Below are 14,743 nucleotides of genomic sequence, written 5' to 3'. Positions count from 1 at the left end.
GAATTGTATGGAATTTAAGTGTTTTCTTCCTCCGTTAGGGAAAAAAAACAAATTACTTGAAAAATCGCCAAATGTATCCAACCAGAAAATCACAGCATTGAGCATGCCAACAGATACAGGATTAGCCAAGAGTATCATGAACGAGATCGATCCCATGTAGCCACCTGTTTACCAAAACGGTTCCAGTGTAGCTTTTTGGACAAAAAATTCCCTATAAAACCAACTTTGACTACAAAAAAAGACGGCTGATCAATTTATTTCACAAAGGGTAAACACCTGAACATCTTGCAATCACTTGAATATTTAACACACTAAAAATAATAAGCGAAAAAAAATATCACCTTTTGTGTTTTGTTTGAAATAAAGCCCTACATTTGTGCAAATTAATTTATTAGTGATGAACAAAGGAACAGTAAAATTCTTCAATGAAACCAAAGGTTTCGGTTTTATTAAGGACGCAGATTCAAACAACGAGTATTTCGTACACGTTTCTGGCTTGAAAGATCAAATCAGAGAAAATGACGAAGTTACCTTCGAACTTCAAGAAGGAAGAAAAGGATTAAATGCAGTTAATGTTAAGCTAGCTTAGTCTATAACATACAAGACATTTGTAATCCAAAAGCCTTACGCAAGTAAGGCTTTTTTTATGCTTCATATCCATCTAGAGCATATACTTACAGAGCATAAGAACATCAAAAAAATGGAACCACAACAAAACAACCCCCTGCACGGCAAAACACTTGAGGCCATACTTGTGGCATTGGTCGATCACTACGGATGGGAACAACTGGGCTACCGAATCGACATCAACTGCTTCAATAACGACCCTTCCATAAAATCGAGCCTCAAGTTTCTGCGAAAGACTGAATGGGCCCGTAAAAAAGTCGAAGACCTCTACATCGAAATAATAGTTGGTAAATAAACCAGTCGTACCAACAGCTACCCATGTAGCCGCAATAGATATGGCATACAAGGCCAAGGCTCGCTCCAACCAAGCATTCTATAGAAACTAATCCCAAAACCATTGCATCAATCCCAATAATTCAGTTATTTTTGCCTTTTGATTCAGACGATAAATTAAGAAAAGTATGGTTCAGGAGGAATTGTTTAAAAAACTCATTGCACACTGCAAAGAGTACGGGTTTATTTTCCCCTCAAGTGAGATTTACGACGGGCTTAGCGCTGTATACGACTATGGTCAAAACGGCGTTGAACTCAAAAATAATATAAAGCGCTACTGGTGGGACTCCATGGTTAAACTCAACGAGAATATCGTTGGTCTTGACTCAGCAATATTTATGCATCCCGAAATCTGGAAAGCATCCGGCCACGTTGGTGCTTTCAACGATCCCCTCATCGACAACAAAGATTCCAAGAAGCGCTACCGCGCCGATGTGCTCATTGAGGATCACATGGCAAAAATAGAAGATAAGATCGAGAAGGAAGTGGAGAAGGCGCGCAAACGTTTTGGCGAAACCTTCGACGAAGCCATGTTTAGGCAAACCAACCCTCGCGTGGTCGAAAATCTTGAAAAAATTGAGGACATCAGGAAGCGAATGGTTCAAACCCTCGAGAGCGGCGACTTAGAAGGTGTGCGCCAGCTAATCGTTGACCTTGAAATCGTGTGCCCAGTCTCTGGAAGCCGCAACTGGACCGAAGTTCGCCAGTTTAATCTGATGTTCGAAACAAAAGTGGGCTCAGTTAGTGAAGATGCCAACACCATCTATCTCCGTCCCGAAACGGCACAGGGTATTTTCGTAAACTTCCTGAACGTTCAAAAAACCGGCCGCATGAAATTGCCATTTGGTATCGCCCAAATCGGCAAAGCTTTCCGTAACGAGATTGTAGCCCGCCAATTCATCTTCCGCATGCGCGAATTTGAGCAAATGGAAATGCAATTCTTCCTACGCCCTGGTGAGGAGATGAAGTGGTATGAATACTGGAAAGAGGCTCGTCTTCGTTGGCACAAAGCCCTTGGCACAAATCCAGCAAAGTATCGCTACCACAACCACGACAAACTAGCCCACTACGCCAATGCCGCTTGCGATATTGAGTTTGAATTCCCATTTGGATTCAAGGAAGTAGAAGGAATTCACTCTCGTACCGACTTCGACCTTAGCAACCATACCAAGTTCTCAGGTAAAAAACTTCAGTATTTCGATCCCGAAACCAACGAAAACTACATCCCATTCGTAGTTGAAACATCTATCGGGGTGGACCGCATGTTTCTTTTAATAATGGCATCGGCCTACACCGAAGAGAAGGTTGACGATGGCGAACGAATTGTGCTGCGTATTCCACCAGCCTTGGCTCCTGTTAAGGTAGCGGTATTCCCGCTTATTAAAAAGGATGGACTTCCCGAACTTGCCCGCACCATTCTTAACGATATAAAATTGGACTTCAACTGCCATTACGACGAAAAAGACACAATCGGCAAGCGCTACCGCCGCCATGATGCAATTGGCACCCCTTACTGTATCACGGTCGACCACCAATCGCTCGAAGATGGCATGGTAACCATTCGCGATCGCGACACCATGGTTCAGGAGCGTATTCCTATTGACCGTATTCGCGCAATTGTTGAAGAAAAAGTGAGCTATCGCAAACTTTTCGAGCAACTTTAAACTGCTAAAAACCTTTCCAGCCGGGAGTCTGAAAAGACTTCCGGTTTACTTTTATAACACGAAACTGGTTTCACCCAAACGTGACAAAAGAGTTGCGAACGAACAGGCAAGCAATGGTGTTGTCTCTCGGCATTTACCCCTAATAAAATGGAAAAAGCATCGCGTCGAGTTCTAATAATTACCTATTACTGGCCCCCATCAGGCGGTGCTGGAGTACAGCGATGGCTAAAATTTGTAAAATACCTCACCTTGATGGGATGGGAGACTATTGTTTACACACCCGTTAACCCTGAAATTCCGGTGGAAGACCGCTCCCTCCTCGACGAAGTTCCGCCCGGAGTAACCATTTTTAAAACCCCAATAAAGGAACCATACGCTATCTACAAGAAATTTGTAGGTATGAAGGCCACCGACAAGGTTGCAGCAAACTTTATCAGCGATGGGAAAAAACCTAGTTTCGCCCAAAAAGTTGCCATATGGCTCAGAGGTAACTTGTTCATCCCCGATCCACGGGTATTTTGGGTAAAACCATCAGTTCGCTATCTTTCTGAACTCATGGGAGATGATCCAGTCGATCTGATAGTAACATCAGGACCGCCCCATAGCATGCACCTCATTGGGCGGAGATTGAAACAAAAATTTGGAACTCCTTGGATCGCCGATTTTCGGGATCCGTGGACCAATATTGATTTCTACCACGAACTCATGCTCACGCCTTTCGCCGACTCCATGCACAGGAGACTGGAGAAAAAAGTTTTAACAGAAGCCGACCTTGTAATAACTGTAAATCAAGCCATGAAGGAAGAGTTTCTAGCCAAAGGGGCAAGACAGGTCTCCGTCATTTCTAACGGCTTCGACGAATCGGACATTATAGGAACCCAAAAAACAGAGGCGACTAAACTCACTTTTGTGCACATTGGAACCTTAGGTGAGGCTCGAAATCCATTTGCCTTATGGACAGCCTTGGGCCAACTTATTAAAGAGCAACCTTCTATTGCCAATGAGGTAGCAGTAAAATTGGTGGGCAACATCGACTTCTCAGTTCGTGAGTCCGTGAAGGAAAACAATCTCGAAGCAATCGTCGAATATACGCCATACCTCCCACACAACGAGGCCATTAAAGAGCAAGGCTCTGCAGGCATGCTCTTGCTATTGGTAAACAACACTCCAGCAGCAAAGGGAATCCTCACGGGCAAACTTTTTGAATACTTAGCGGCCTGTCGCCCTATCTTGGCAATTGGACCCGAGGACGGTGAGGTTGCCGAAATCCTCCGGGAAACCGGCGCGGGCCATATTTTCGATTTTGAGAATATCACAGATACTAAGCGCTACCTCGTGGAGGCGCTAGACCTATTCCGCCAAGGGAAACTTGTAGTGGAACCCAAAGGCACGGCAAAATATTCGAGGCGAGAGCTTACCGTTAGACTAGCCTCCGAAATGGAAACCTTAATTGAGCAGAATAAAATTCGATAATGGAATAATATAAAATTACCGATGAATAAAATATTAACCGTTGTAGGTGCTCGTCCGCAATTTATAAAAGCGGCAGCCGTTGGCCGAAAACTCCGAGAATTTGGATTAGAAGAGGTGCTCGTGCATACCGGCCAACACTTCGACAAAAACATGTCGGAGGTTTTTTTCAATGAAATGGAAATTCCAAAGCCCAACTACAATCTCGACATCCATAGTCTTACGCATGGAGCGATGACCGGGCGCATGATGGAGCATCTCGAAACCGTAATGCTCAAGGAACGCCCTGATGGTGTTATGGTTTTTGGTGATACCAACAGCACACTCGCTGGGGCTCTTGCCGCACGCAAGCTTCACATTCCTGTGATTCATGTGGAGGCTGGCCTGCGGTCGTTCAACATGGATATGCCTGAAGAGATTAACCGAATATTGACCGACAGAATATCGAATCTGCTCTTCTGTCCCACCGACGCCGCCATCGAAAACCTTCAGAAGGAAGGGTATGCAAATTTCGGCAATACTATTATAAAAAATGGCGATGTGATGCAGGATGCTGCAATATATTATGCGCAAAAAGCAGCAGAAAAATCGACCATAATTTCGGAGTTGGAACTAGCAGGCAAACCTTTTGTTCTTGCAACCGTTCACAGGCAAGAAAACACAGACAACCCAGTCCTACTCCGTTCAATCTTTAATGCGTTAAACAAAATAAACAAGGAAACACCTGTTGTTGCTCCACTACATCCGCGCACACTAGGTATTTCGAAAAAGGAGGGGATCGTTGCCGAGTTTAAGGTAATTGAACCCGTTGGCTATTTCGACATGGTTGAACTGCTAAAAGCCTGCAGTTTGGTAATGACCGATAGTGGCGGCGTTCAAAAAGAGGCGTTCTTCTTTCATAAGAACTGCGTTACCCTTCGCGAGCAAACGGAATGGGTAGAGTTGGTAGAAGGCGGCTACAATATGCTTTCGGGATCCCATGATGAAACAATTATTGCGGCATATCAAGTTATGATGACCCGAAAGAATGATTTTTCTAAAAACCTTTATGGTGCCGGAAAAGCTTCAGAGGTGGTGGCAAAAGCCTTGCTAAACTGGTCACGGTAGTTTTAATTTAAGGGAACCTAACGGGGTATTTCTAGGTTAGAATCTTAATAATCGTTAAATTATTCAACCGCAAGAACTCGTTCTTTTTAACCAAGTAAAAATAAACTACTTTAGTGTGGCCAAAACTGAATTGCCGAATAGGGTCAAATCGCCCGAATTTGCAAGACTGGCGAACTAGGCAAAGAACAAAGAGTTAGTACAATTCAACTAAAATACCGGCAAGGCACGAAAATTCGGCCTTAAATTATACGTGAATATAAAATGTATTGGCATGAAAAATAATTTATTAGCGAAAATTTGGCCGCACCTAATTGCAGTGGTAACCTTTCTGGTAATTTCCTATGCATACTTTTACCCACAACTCTCCGGCCAATCGTTAATCCAACACGACAACCAGCAGTATCAAGGGATGTCAAAGGAAATTAATGATTTTCGTGTAAAAACAGGCGAAGAAGCCTTATGGACCAACAGCATGTTTGGCGGAATGCCGGCCTACCTCATATCGACAGCATATAAGACCAACCTTATCCGATATGTGGAACAGGTAATTCAAATAGGACAGCGCCCTGCCTCCTACATTTTTGTTGCCATGCTTGGATTTTACATTTTGCTGCTAGCCTTTGGTGTTAACCCTTGGTTGGCACTCGTTGGAGCAGTTGCCTATGGTTTTTCATCCTACTTCTTCATTATCCTTCAGGCGGGACACAATTCAAAAATGGTTGCGCTTAGCTATTTAGCTCCAATGATTGCAGGCATTTGGCTTGCATACCGCAACAAACTCTTACTGGGAGGAGCCTTGGCTGGTTTGTTCTTAGGACTCGAAATTAATGCTGGACACTTACAAATAACATACTACGGTGCCATTGTAGTGCTATTCTTGCTAGGCTATATAGTTGTTGAAACCATAAAAGAAAAAACTTGGACCAAATTCCTTAAAGGATCAGCCGTTCTGATGGTTGCTGCTGCGTTAGCAGTCGGGGCAAACTTCTCATCCCTTTGGTTTACTTACGACTACGGAAAAGACTCCATACGCGGAAAAAGCGAACTAACACACAACCAAGCCAACCAAACCTCCGGCCTCGACAAGGACTACGCAACGGCGTGGAGTTACGGCAAAATGGAAACCTTCAACCTCTTTATCCCAAACTTGATGGGAGGAAGTTCTATGTCGGGAGTTGGTACTAGTGGAGAACTCTACAAGGCGCTAAATGCTAATTCGGTTCCCAATGCAACCCAATTGGCCGAGCAAGTTCCAGCCTACTGGGGGCCGCAGCCAATGACCTCCGGCCCGGTTTATCTTGGCGCAATTGTGGTATTTCTGTTCATTTTCGGCCTTTTTTACCTGAAAGGATCCTTACGCTGGTGGATGCTTGGAGCTACATTTCTTGCCATTATGCTCGCGTGGGGCAAAAACTTCCCCGGACTCACCGATTTCTTCCTCAACTACATTCCTGGCTACAACAAGTTCCGCACAGTAAGCATGATTCTAATAATTGCCCAATTTGTTGTTCCATTCATAGGATTTCTGGCACTCAAACCACTCTTTGAGGATAATTTCGATCGCAAAAAATTTCTGGAAGCCTTTACGTGGAGTGTGATTGTAACATCCTCCATCGCACTGTTATTCATCCTTTTCGGAGGAATGGTCTTCGATTTCAGTTCACCAATCGAAGCGCAATGGCCGCGACAAATGGCCGATGCCCTAAGGTCCGACCGCGCAGCAATGCTCAAGGCTGATGCCTTCCGTTCACTTGCCTACGTGTTGATGGCAGCAGGACTGCTTCTTGCGTTTGTCTATAAGAAAGTCAACATCAAACTATTTGTGATGGGGCTGCTGGCACTGATTCTTATGGATATGTGGACTGTAAATCACCGCTACATAAGTAGTAAGGATTTTGCCATGAAATCGCAGGTAGCCATCCCCTTTCCAAAATCGGCTGCCAATGAGCAAATATTAAAAGACACCGATCCAAACTACCGTGTTTACAACGTTTCCGTATCGCCATTCAACGATGCCTCTACATCTTACTTTCATAAGTCAATTGGAGGTTACCATGGAGCAAAAATGCGGAGATACCAAGAGCTCATCGATCGACAAATTGGAAATGGAAACATGGCGGTTCTAAACATGCTTAACACCCGATACTTTATCATTCAAGGCCAAACCGAACCAGAAGTTCGTTATAACGCCGACGCCCTTGGAAATGCGTGGTTTGTTGACAAAATACAATTGGTGGACAATGCCGATCAAGAAATTGATGCGCTAACAAGCTTTAACCCCAAAAGCCTCGCCATTGTCGACAAGCGGTTTGAGCAACAGTTAACAGTTAAGTCTTTCAACCCCGACACGACCGCAAAAATCGCACTTCTGGAGTATGCCCCAAATAAGCTGGTATATAGCTATACAACATCGGCTCCAAGAGTGGCAATTTTCTCAGAGATCTTCTACGATAAAGGATGGAATGCTACCATCGACGGAAAATCGGCACCCTACTTTAGGGCAAATTACGTACTCCGAGGAATGATGCTCCCTGAGGGAACCCATAAGGTTGAATTCCAGTTTAAGCCGGCGATGTATGAGGTTGGAAAAAATATCGATCTCGCCTCTAGTCTACTTCTAATATTGGCAGCATTGGGTGCGCTTGGGGTAGAGTTGTTTCGTTTCGTAAAAAAGGTTGAATAATATATAAGCAATGAGCACCACCGACATTCGACAAGGTCAAGCGAAGAGGAGTCTACGCTCCTCGTTCATAAGTTCAATTATTAGCATTGCTCTGGTACTATTTACCCTTGGGGTAGTAGGACTACTGGCCATGCATGCCAAGCGACTTTCCGACTTTGTAAAGGAGAACATTAGCTTCTCGGTGCTGTTAAAGGAAGATGTAAACGAGACCGATGCTGCCGTACTACTTAAAGCCTTAAATTCCTCGCAATACGTAAAAAGCACCACCTTCATATCAAAAGAAGAGGCGGCAAATATTATGCGAGAACAGTTGGGCCAAGATTTTGTGGAGTTCTTGGGTAACAATCCGCTCAGTGCCTCTCTCGAAGTAAGATTGAAGGCCGACTATGCCAACTCAGACTCAATTGTGGCCATTGAGAAAGAGATTAAAACATTTAATCAGGTTAAGGAGATAAACTACCAGAAAAATCTTATCGACTTAGTGAACGAAAATGTCCGACAAATAAGTATGACCATCTTATCTTTTAGCGCACTACTGCTCTTTCTTGCACTCGTGCTCATCAACAATACCATCCGGCTATCGGTGTATGCCCGTAGATTCCTCATCAATACCATGAAGCTGGTTGGTGCCACCTATGGCTTCATACGGAAACCATTTTTGGTAAGGAGTATTGCCCATGGTCTTTATGCTGGAATAATTGCAGATCTTTTGCTTTTGGCTCTAATTTGGTTTGGACAGGAGCAGGTAAAACAGATTCTAGAAATTACCGATATCGCCATGCTCTCAATCCTACTCGGCTCAGTCCTAATTCTTGGAATTACCATTAGCTATGTTTCAACTTTTTTTGCGGTCCAGAAATTTTTAAGGCTTAAGGCTGACGACTTATATTACTAGTTTTATAACTACTGAAAAACAGATAACTATGGCAACTAACAGCATGAAGAGTAATGAGGAAATCGACACCAAGAAGAAGTTCGACTTTGCCCTTGGGATGGAAAACTATAGGCTTATGCTCATCGGTTTTGGAATAATCGTATTGGGATTCCTTCTGATGATGGGCGGCGGAAGCGACGATCCAAAAGTATTTAACGCTGAAGAAATTTTCAGTTTTCGCAGGATTACCTTGGCGCCCATCGTTGTGCTCTTTGGATTTATCTTCGAAATCTATGCCATCATGAAAAAACCAAAAGAAAAAACAGAGTAATCGCAACAATAACAACGCCTAGTTTTATTAGGCAAATCAATATATCACAACAACTTACCATTTCATCTTTGCTCGGTTAAAGTCGTTGAAGAAGAGTTAACAAATCGCTCTTTATCCAACACAGAAAGCCTGGGTGAGATGGGTTTGCAAATTTGGGAGCAGTAGCACCAAAAAGATTAAAAATCGATTTGGTGCGGTTAAAAAACTAATAAAGATTGGAGAATTTTGGTGTGAGTGAATTGTTGAATTACGAGGGGATTCCAGTCAATAGTATTAGCGAAAATGTTGAGGAAACAGGGGCTTTCATTGCCATCGACAAGCCTTACCGATGGAGTTCAACAGATGTTGTTCGGAAGGTAAAGGTTCTCATGCGCCAATACTATGGACTAAAGAAACTAAAAGTTGGCCACTCGGGTACGCTGGACCCATTGGCTACTGGCGTTTTAATAATTTGCCTAGGACGCAAAGCCACCCGCATGGTGGATGAGTTGCAAAGCCACCGAAAAACCTACGTTACCGAGGTACAGTTTGGCGCTACCACCGCAAGTTTCGATCTTGAGAAAGAGGTTGATCAGGAATATCCTTGGGAACACATTACTAAGGAAATGGTAGAAGAAGTACTTCAAGGATTTATTGGAGAGCAAGATCAAATTCCTCCTATTTACTCGGCAAAAAGCGTTGATGGACAACGCGCCTACAACATAGCACGGCGTGGTGATGAGGTAGAACTTAAACCCTGCAAAATAACAATTTGGAACGCCCGACTCTTAAGCATCGACCTTCCTATTGCTAAAGTTGAGCTGGAGTGCAGCAAAGGTACCTACATTCGATCTTTTGGTCGCGATATTGGCGAACGACTTGGAAGTGGATCCCACTTAATTTCCCTTCGGAGAACTGCCACTGGTCCCTTTATAGCTACCAATTGCATCTCCCTTGAAAAATTTGAAGAAAACATCGCGGAGCACCGTAACAAAGGTGATTTCCCCACGTATAAAGCTCAGTGATTTTAAATAAAAAAACATACAATGAAGCTATCTCAATTTAAATACAATTTACCAATAGAGCTCATAGCCAAGCACCCTGTTGAACACCGGGACGAATCTAGGCTCATGGTTCTTAATCGTGCTACCGGTAAAATTGAGCATCGCATGTTTAAAGAGATAATTGAATATTTCGACGAAGGCGATGTAATGGTATTTAATAACACCAAGGTTTTTCCCGCACGCCTATATGGCAACAAGGAAAAAACAGGTGCCGAAATTGAAGTATTTCTTTTGAGAGAGTTAAACCGTGAACAACGACTTTGGGATGTTCTGGTTGATCCTGCCCGTAAAATACGGATTGGAAATAAACTTTACTTTGGCGAGGATGATCTACTTGTTGCCGAAGTCATTGACAACACAACCAGCCGCGGACGTACATTGCGATTTCTCTTCGATGGGGACTACGAGGAATTCAAGGCAACACTTTACAAGTTGGGAGAAACCCCACTTCCTAAGTTTATTCGCCGCAACGTAGTGCCGGAAGATCGGGAACGCTACCAAACCATTTATGCAAAGCATGAGGGTGCTGTAGCTGCTCCTACTGCTGGACTTCACTTTAGCCGTGAATTACTAAAAAGGTTGGAGATTAAAGGGGTAAATAATGCTGAAATCACACTACACGTTGGCCTTGGAAACTTCCGCACGGTGGATGTAGAAGATCTCACCAAGCATAAAATGGATAGTGAACAAATAAACATCTCGGACGAGGCGGTATCATTGGTCAATAAAGCCAAGGAAAGTCGCAAGCATGTGTGTGCCGTTGGTACAACCGTTCTGCGCACTCTCGAGACTTCGGTAACAACCGATGGCTATCTCAAACCATACGATGGCTGGACCAATAAGTTCATCTTCCCTCCTTATGAGGTTTTAGTTGCTAACCGAATGATTTCCAACTTCCACCTTTCACAATCCACTTTACTTATGATGGTTTGTGCGTTTGGTGGATTCGATAGAGTAATGGCTGCCTATGGCGAAGCAGTTAAGGAAAAATATCGTTTTGGCACCTACGGAGACGCAATGCTTATTCTCTAAAAACGAGAAAATATCTCAATAAAAAATGCCTTGGCTTAACGGCCAAGGCATTTTTTATTTTATTCAGACCACTTCTACATTATCAAAGGCATTGATAGCATCCTTTGATTATATGACTTAGCATAATTTACATAAAGAACCAGCGCAAAACCGCATATATCAACATTGAGATGAGCATGGTTACCGGAATAGTGAGAACCCATGCCGTTACAATATTACCAGCTACACCCCAGCGCACAGCCGAAAGTCGACGGGTAAGGCCAACCCCCATGATAGACCCGGTAATCGTATGAGTAGTTGAAACAGGAATACCCGCGAGCGAGGATCCGATAACGGTAATAGCACCGGCTGTCTCAGCACAAAACCCACCAACCGGTTTAAGGTCGGTAAGACCAACACCCAAAGTTTTAATTACCTTCCATCCCCCAGTAAGAGTACCCAAGGCTATGGCAGAGTAGCATGAGATAACAACCCAGTGTGGAAGATCAGCATCGGCGGGGATCATTTGTGCTCCAATAAGTAGTGCCCAAATAATGCCCATAGTTTTCTGGGCATCATTGCTCCCATGACCAAGACTAAATACCGCAGAGGAAGCCAGCTGCAACACCCGAAAATAGCCATCGACCTTGAGCGGTGTTGTGCGTTTAAAAAGGTGCATAACAATGATCATGACCAGGTATCCAAGCAGCAAACCGATGACTGGCGATAAGACAATAAACAATAACACCAAGAGAATTTTTCCACCAGAAATTGCCGCAATACCACCCGCAAGAAGACCTGGACCAATCAATCCCCCAATAAGCGAGTGCGAAACACTAATAGGCATACCAAAACGAGTACAAGCATACACCCATATTATCGCGCCAATGAGGGCCGCAATGATAAAGTAAACATTGATTAACTTAGGATCAACAATTCCCTTGCCAATTGTAGCAGCAACGCTTACCCCAAAAATAAAGTAGGCAATGAAGTTGAACGAGGCAGCCCACGCTACAGCTCCAAGTGGAGAGAGTACTTTTGTGGAGACGATGGTAGCTATAGAATTTGCAGCATCGTTCATTCCATTAAGAAAGTCGAAGAGCAAAGCAATGGCTACGCCAAAAATTACGAGATATATAATCATTACAGTTGGGTTAAGCTAGCTTAATAACGATTGCCCTCAACACGTTGGAAATCTCTTTCGCCTTATCGAATGCCCGCTCAATGTCCGTAAGTATCTCCTTCTTTTTTATCAACTCAATAGCATCGGTCTCCGTTTGGAAAATATCCATCATCCCCTTATAGTAAAGCACATCTGCTTGATGCTCAAAATCCTGAATTTCCCGACAAGCCAGGTCCAGTGCATCCATATTCTTTCGCGCATCGCGAAGCAAGCCCATGGCACTTCTCACGCGTTCTGCCGTGATTATCATTAACGAGGATAGTTCCAATAGCTGTTGACAGTGGGTTTTTGGAACGTATAGCTTAATCTTCTGGCTTACTCCATAAATTGAATCGATAACATCATCCATGGAAATGGTCAGCCCGTGTATCTCTTCACGATCAAAAGGAGTAACAAAAGTCTTATTCAGTTCGTTGGTGATTGTCTCGGTTAACTCATCCCCATCGTTCTCCAACTTCTTGATAATAGCAAAATACTGCTGGCGGTCCTCCTCTGACTCAACTGTAATCAGGTTGTGTAACTGCCTGGCAGACTCAACCATGACATCGCCAGATGCTTCGAAAAGTGGAAAAAACTTGCCATCTTTAGGCACCATCAACTGAAGAAACTTACTGAATTTCATCTTAATTAGTTTTAGTAGATATATCCTTTTAAAAAATTACATCCCAAATAGCTAAAGTCAAAAACGACAGGGTGCGAAGTTACCCGCTTTCGCATTAGCCAATGTTAAGTTATTGTTAAGGCTGTGTTGTGTAATCATGAAGTATGATAAAATGCAATAAATTGTGCATAAACATAATACTGTTCCGAAACACTCTTATTTGGACCTTAGTGAGTAAAACACGTGCAAGGTAATGTAAGAAAACATTTGCTGCACGTGGATGGATACCAATCCAAAGACCTCTTTCCCTACCGTTCCTATATCGCAAGGTACTACCCGAGCCATTCCACTGTGAATCGATCTAGTTGTCAAAACATCCCTGACAGAACTATTTCGTGAGTGTTTATATCCAAAAACCATTTACACAAATGCAATAATGTTGTAACTTGTATTGTTCCTAAATGAAAAAATATGGCAAAGACAACGAATCACAAAGGAACCATCGGAGTTTTGACAGGTGGTGGTGATGTCCCCGGATTAAATCCAGCCATCCGCGCAGTTACCATTCGTGCGCTTCGCGAAGGCTATAAGGTTATGGGTATTCGAAAAGGATGGGAAGGCTTGATCAGTATCAATCGCGACCTTAAACCATCAGAACAAACGGATATCGTAGAACTTACCGAATCGCTGGTGAACAAGTTGGCCCGAACAGGAGGAACATTCCTGCATACTTCGCGCACACGACCCGACAAGGTAAAGAAAGACAATGTCCCCGAATTTTTACGGAGTAAATACAGCGATACCTTAAACGACCTAACGCCAGAAGTAATAGCCAACCTTAGTTTTATGGGAATTGATTACCTAATTCCTATTGGAGGTGACGATACCCTATCATATGGTGTGCACATGCACAAAAAAGGAGTACCAGTTATTGCCATACCCAAAACTATGGATAACGATGTACCTGGAACCGATTACTGCATTGGGTTTGGCACCTGTATCTCCAGAACTATTGAACTAGTGCACGAACTGCGCACTTCCGCCGGCTCGCACGAGCGATTTTTGGTAATTGAAGTTTTCGGACGTTACGCTGGCTATACAGCGCTGCTTCCGACAATGGCCGGTGCGGCAAACCGTTGCGTAATCCCGGAATTTGGCTTCGACATTGAACACCTAACCAAATTAATGGTGGAAGATAGAAATTCGAATCCAAGCCGTTACTCTGTAGTACTCGTTTCCGAAGGTGCTTCGTTTAAAAATGGAGATATGATGTTTGAGGGTGGAGAAGCTGATGCATACGGACATAAAAAGTTGGGCGGTATTGGCGACATGGTCTCTGAACAGTTGAAAACGCTCTCGGGAAAATATAACAAGGGCCGTAAAGTAGACATCATCAACCAGCGTTTGGGTTACCTTGTCCGGTCAGGAGCGCCCGATGCACTCGATAGTATTGTGCCGATGGCATTTGGAAATCTGGCGCTGGACTTAATCATTAAAGGAACATTCGGCAGGTTGATATTTCGGTGATATTGTGCCACTTGTTTCGGTGATGTTGTGCCACAAAAAAAGGGATGATTTCGTGACCAAATTTATGAATTAATTTGAGCTTTTTTCATCTTGTTTTTTCGCATTGACTCACCGGTTAATTCAATGCGGTGTGACGAGTGAACCATGCGGTCTAGAATTGCATCGGCAATGGTTCCTTCGCCAATTGTTTCATGCCAGTTTTTTACCGGTATCTGTGCGGCAATGATAATAGAAGTCTTGTCATACTTCTGTTCAACGATATCCATTAGGGCATTTCTTGCCGGATCGT

At 43.6% G+C, this 14,743-nt stretch carries 15 protein-coding genes; 12 read left to right on the top strand and 3 right to left on the bottom strand.

What is annotated here, in order from left to right; genetic code table 11:
- Positions 1 to 7: 7 nt before the first annotated feature.
- From BLS65_RS18320 to queA, 11 genes are all read left to right on the top strand, one after another.
- Complete coding sequence (locus BLS65_RS18320; RefSeq protein ID WP_170830108.1) at positions 8 to 160, top strand: hypothetical protein; 153 nt, start codon at positions 8 to 10, stop codon at positions 158 to 160.
- A 237-nt stretch (positions 161 to 397) separates the two neighbouring features.
- The gene (locus BLS65_RS12080) at positions 398 to 589 is read left to right on the top strand and encodes a cold-shock protein (protein ID WP_092439343.1); all 192 of its coding nucleotides are present in this window, start codon (positions 398 to 400) and stop codon (positions 587 to 589) included.
- A gap of 111 nt (positions 590 to 700) precedes the next feature.
- A complete protein-coding gene (locus BLS65_RS12075) occupies positions 701 to 922 on the top strand; it encodes a VF530 family protein (protein ID WP_092439378.1) in 222 nt (73 codons plus the stop codon).
- A gap of 166 nt (positions 923 to 1,088) precedes the next feature.
- Positions 1,089 to 2,624 (top strand): glycine--tRNA ligase, encoded by a 1,536-nt coding sequence (locus tag BLS65_RS12070; RefSeq protein ID WP_092439341.1) that lies wholly within the window; start codon positions 1,089 to 1,091, stop codon positions 2,622 to 2,624.
- A 147-nt stretch (positions 2,625 to 2,771) separates the two neighbouring features.
- Positions 2,772 to 4,097, top strand: a complete 1,326-nt coding sequence (locus tag BLS65_RS12065) for a glycosyltransferase family 4 protein (RefSeq protein WP_092439339.1) — start codon at positions 2,772 to 2,774, stop codon at positions 4,095 to 4,097.
- A 21-nt stretch (positions 4,098 to 4,118) separates the two neighbouring features.
- Entirely contained in the window at positions 4,119 to 5,201 is a 1,083-nt protein-coding gene (gene wecB / locus BLS65_RS12060; RefSeq protein WP_092439337.1) for a non-hydrolyzing UDP-N-acetylglucosamine 2-epimerase, read from the top strand.
- Positions 5,202 to 5,472: 271 nt separating this feature from the next.
- Positions 5,473 to 7,884: a YfhO family protein gene (locus BLS65_RS12055; protein WP_092439335.1), complete on the top strand. Its 2,412-nt coding sequence runs from the start codon at positions 5,473 to 5,475 to the stop codon at positions 7,882 to 7,884.
- Between the two features lie 10 nt (positions 7,885 to 7,894).
- Positions 7,895 to 8,779 (top strand): cell division protein FtsX, encoded by an 885-nt coding sequence (locus tag BLS65_RS12050; RefSeq protein WP_092439333.1) that lies wholly within the window; start codon positions 7,895 to 7,897, stop codon positions 8,777 to 8,779.
- Between the two features lie 28 nt (positions 8,780 to 8,807).
- Positions 8,808 to 9,089: a DUF3098 domain-containing protein gene (locus tag BLS65_RS12045; protein WP_092439331.1), complete on the top strand. Its 282-nt coding sequence runs from the start codon at positions 8,808 to 8,810 to the stop codon at positions 9,087 to 9,089.
- A 272-nt stretch (positions 9,090 to 9,361) separates the two neighbouring features.
- Complete coding sequence (gene truB / locus BLS65_RS12040; protein ID WP_394331460.1) at positions 9,362 to 10,093, top strand: tRNA pseudouridine(55) synthase TruB; 732 nt, start codon at positions 9,362 to 9,364, stop codon at positions 10,091 to 10,093.
- Positions 10,094 to 10,114: 21 nt separating this feature from the next.
- Positions 10,115 to 11,164, top strand: coding sequence for a tRNA preQ1(34) S-adenosylmethionine ribosyltransferase-isomerase QueA (queA, locus tag BLS65_RS12035; RefSeq protein ID WP_092439329.1), 1,050 nt, complete (start codon positions 10,115 to 10,117; stop codon positions 11,162 to 11,164).
- 127 nt (positions 11,165 to 11,291) lie between these two features.
- On the opposite strand, the gene BLS65_RS12030 is transcribed toward queA, so the two are convergent.
- On the bottom strand, positions 11,292 to 12,281 hold the full coding sequence (locus tag BLS65_RS12030) for an inorganic phosphate transporter (RefSeq protein ID WP_212590547.1): 990 nt from the start codon (positions 12,279 to 12,281) through the stop codon (positions 11,292 to 11,294).
- Between the two features lie 16 nt (positions 12,282 to 12,297).
- Positions 12,298 to 12,948: a DUF47 domain-containing protein gene (locus BLS65_RS12025; protein ID WP_092439325.1), complete on the bottom strand. Its 651-nt coding sequence runs from the start codon at positions 12,946 to 12,948 to the stop codon at positions 12,298 to 12,300.
- Between the two features lie 450 nt (positions 12,949 to 13,398).
- On the opposite strand from BLS65_RS12025, the gene BLS65_RS12020 reads away from it, so the two are divergent.
- The gene (locus BLS65_RS12020) at positions 13,399 to 14,454 is read left to right on the top strand and encodes a 6-phosphofructokinase (protein ID WP_092439323.1); all 1,056 of its coding nucleotides are present in this window, start codon (positions 13,399 to 13,401) and stop codon (positions 14,452 to 14,454) included.
- 62 nt (positions 14,455 to 14,516) lie between these two features.
- Here BLS65_RS12020 and BLS65_RS12015 read toward each other — a convergent pair.
- Positions 14,517 to 14,743 (bottom strand): ATP-binding protein (locus BLS65_RS12015; RefSeq protein WP_170830107.1); only part of this gene is annotated, 227 nt, incomplete at its 5' end.

The sequence above is a fragment of the Williamwhitmania taraxaci genome, from assembly GCF_900096565.1.
GTDB classification, from domain to species: Bacteria; Bacteroidota; Bacteroidia; order Bacteroidales; family Williamwhitmaniaceae; genus Williamwhitmania; species Williamwhitmania taraxaci.
Note: the sequence above shows the minus strand (reverse complement) of the source record. Positions and strands in the feature narration are given on the sequence as shown.

Bases quoted from the DNA above. Each gene is read 5' to 3' on its own strand.
- BLS65_RS18320 (WP_170830108.1), top strand. From the start codon at position 8: ATGGAATTTAAGTGTTTTCTTCCTCCGTTAGGGAAAAAAAACAAATTA.
- BLS65_RS12080 (WP_092439343.1), top strand. From the start codon at position 398: ATGAACAAAGGAACAGTAAAATTCTTCAATGAAACCAAAGGTTTCGGT.
- BLS65_RS12075 (WP_092439378.1), top strand. From the start codon at position 701: ATGGAACCACAACAAAACAACCCCCTGCACGGCAAAACACTTGAGGCC.
- BLS65_RS12070 (WP_092439341.1), top strand. From the start codon at position 1,089: ATGGTTCAGGAGGAATTGTTTAAAAAACTCATTGCACACTGCAAAGAG.
- BLS65_RS12065 (WP_092439339.1), top strand. From the start codon at position 2,772: ATGGAAAAAGCATCGCGTCGAGTTCTAATAATTACCTATTACTGGCCC.
- wecB (WP_092439337.1), top strand. From the start codon at position 4,119: ATGAATAAAATATTAACCGTTGTAGGTGCTCGTCCGCAATTTATAAAA.
- BLS65_RS12055 (WP_092439335.1), top strand. From the start codon at position 5,473: ATGAAAAATAATTTATTAGCGAAAATTTGGCCGCACCTAATTGCAGTG.
- BLS65_RS12050 (WP_092439333.1), top strand. From the start codon at position 7,895: ATGAGCACCACCGACATTCGACAAGGTCAAGCGAAGAGGAGTCTACGC.
- BLS65_RS12045 (WP_092439331.1), top strand. From the start codon at position 8,808: ATGGCAACTAACAGCATGAAGAGTAATGAGGAAATCGACACCAAGAAG.
- queA (WP_092439329.1), top strand. From the start codon at position 10,115: ATGAAGCTATCTCAATTTAAATACAATTTACCAATAGAGCTCATAGCC.
- BLS65_RS12025 (WP_092439325.1), bottom strand. From the start codon at position 12,948: ATGAAATTCAGTAAGTTTCTTCAGTTGATGGTGCCTAAAGATGGCAAG.
- BLS65_RS12020 (WP_092439323.1), top strand. From the start codon at position 13,399: ATGGCAAAGACAACGAATCACAAAGGAACCATCGGAGTTTTGACAGGT.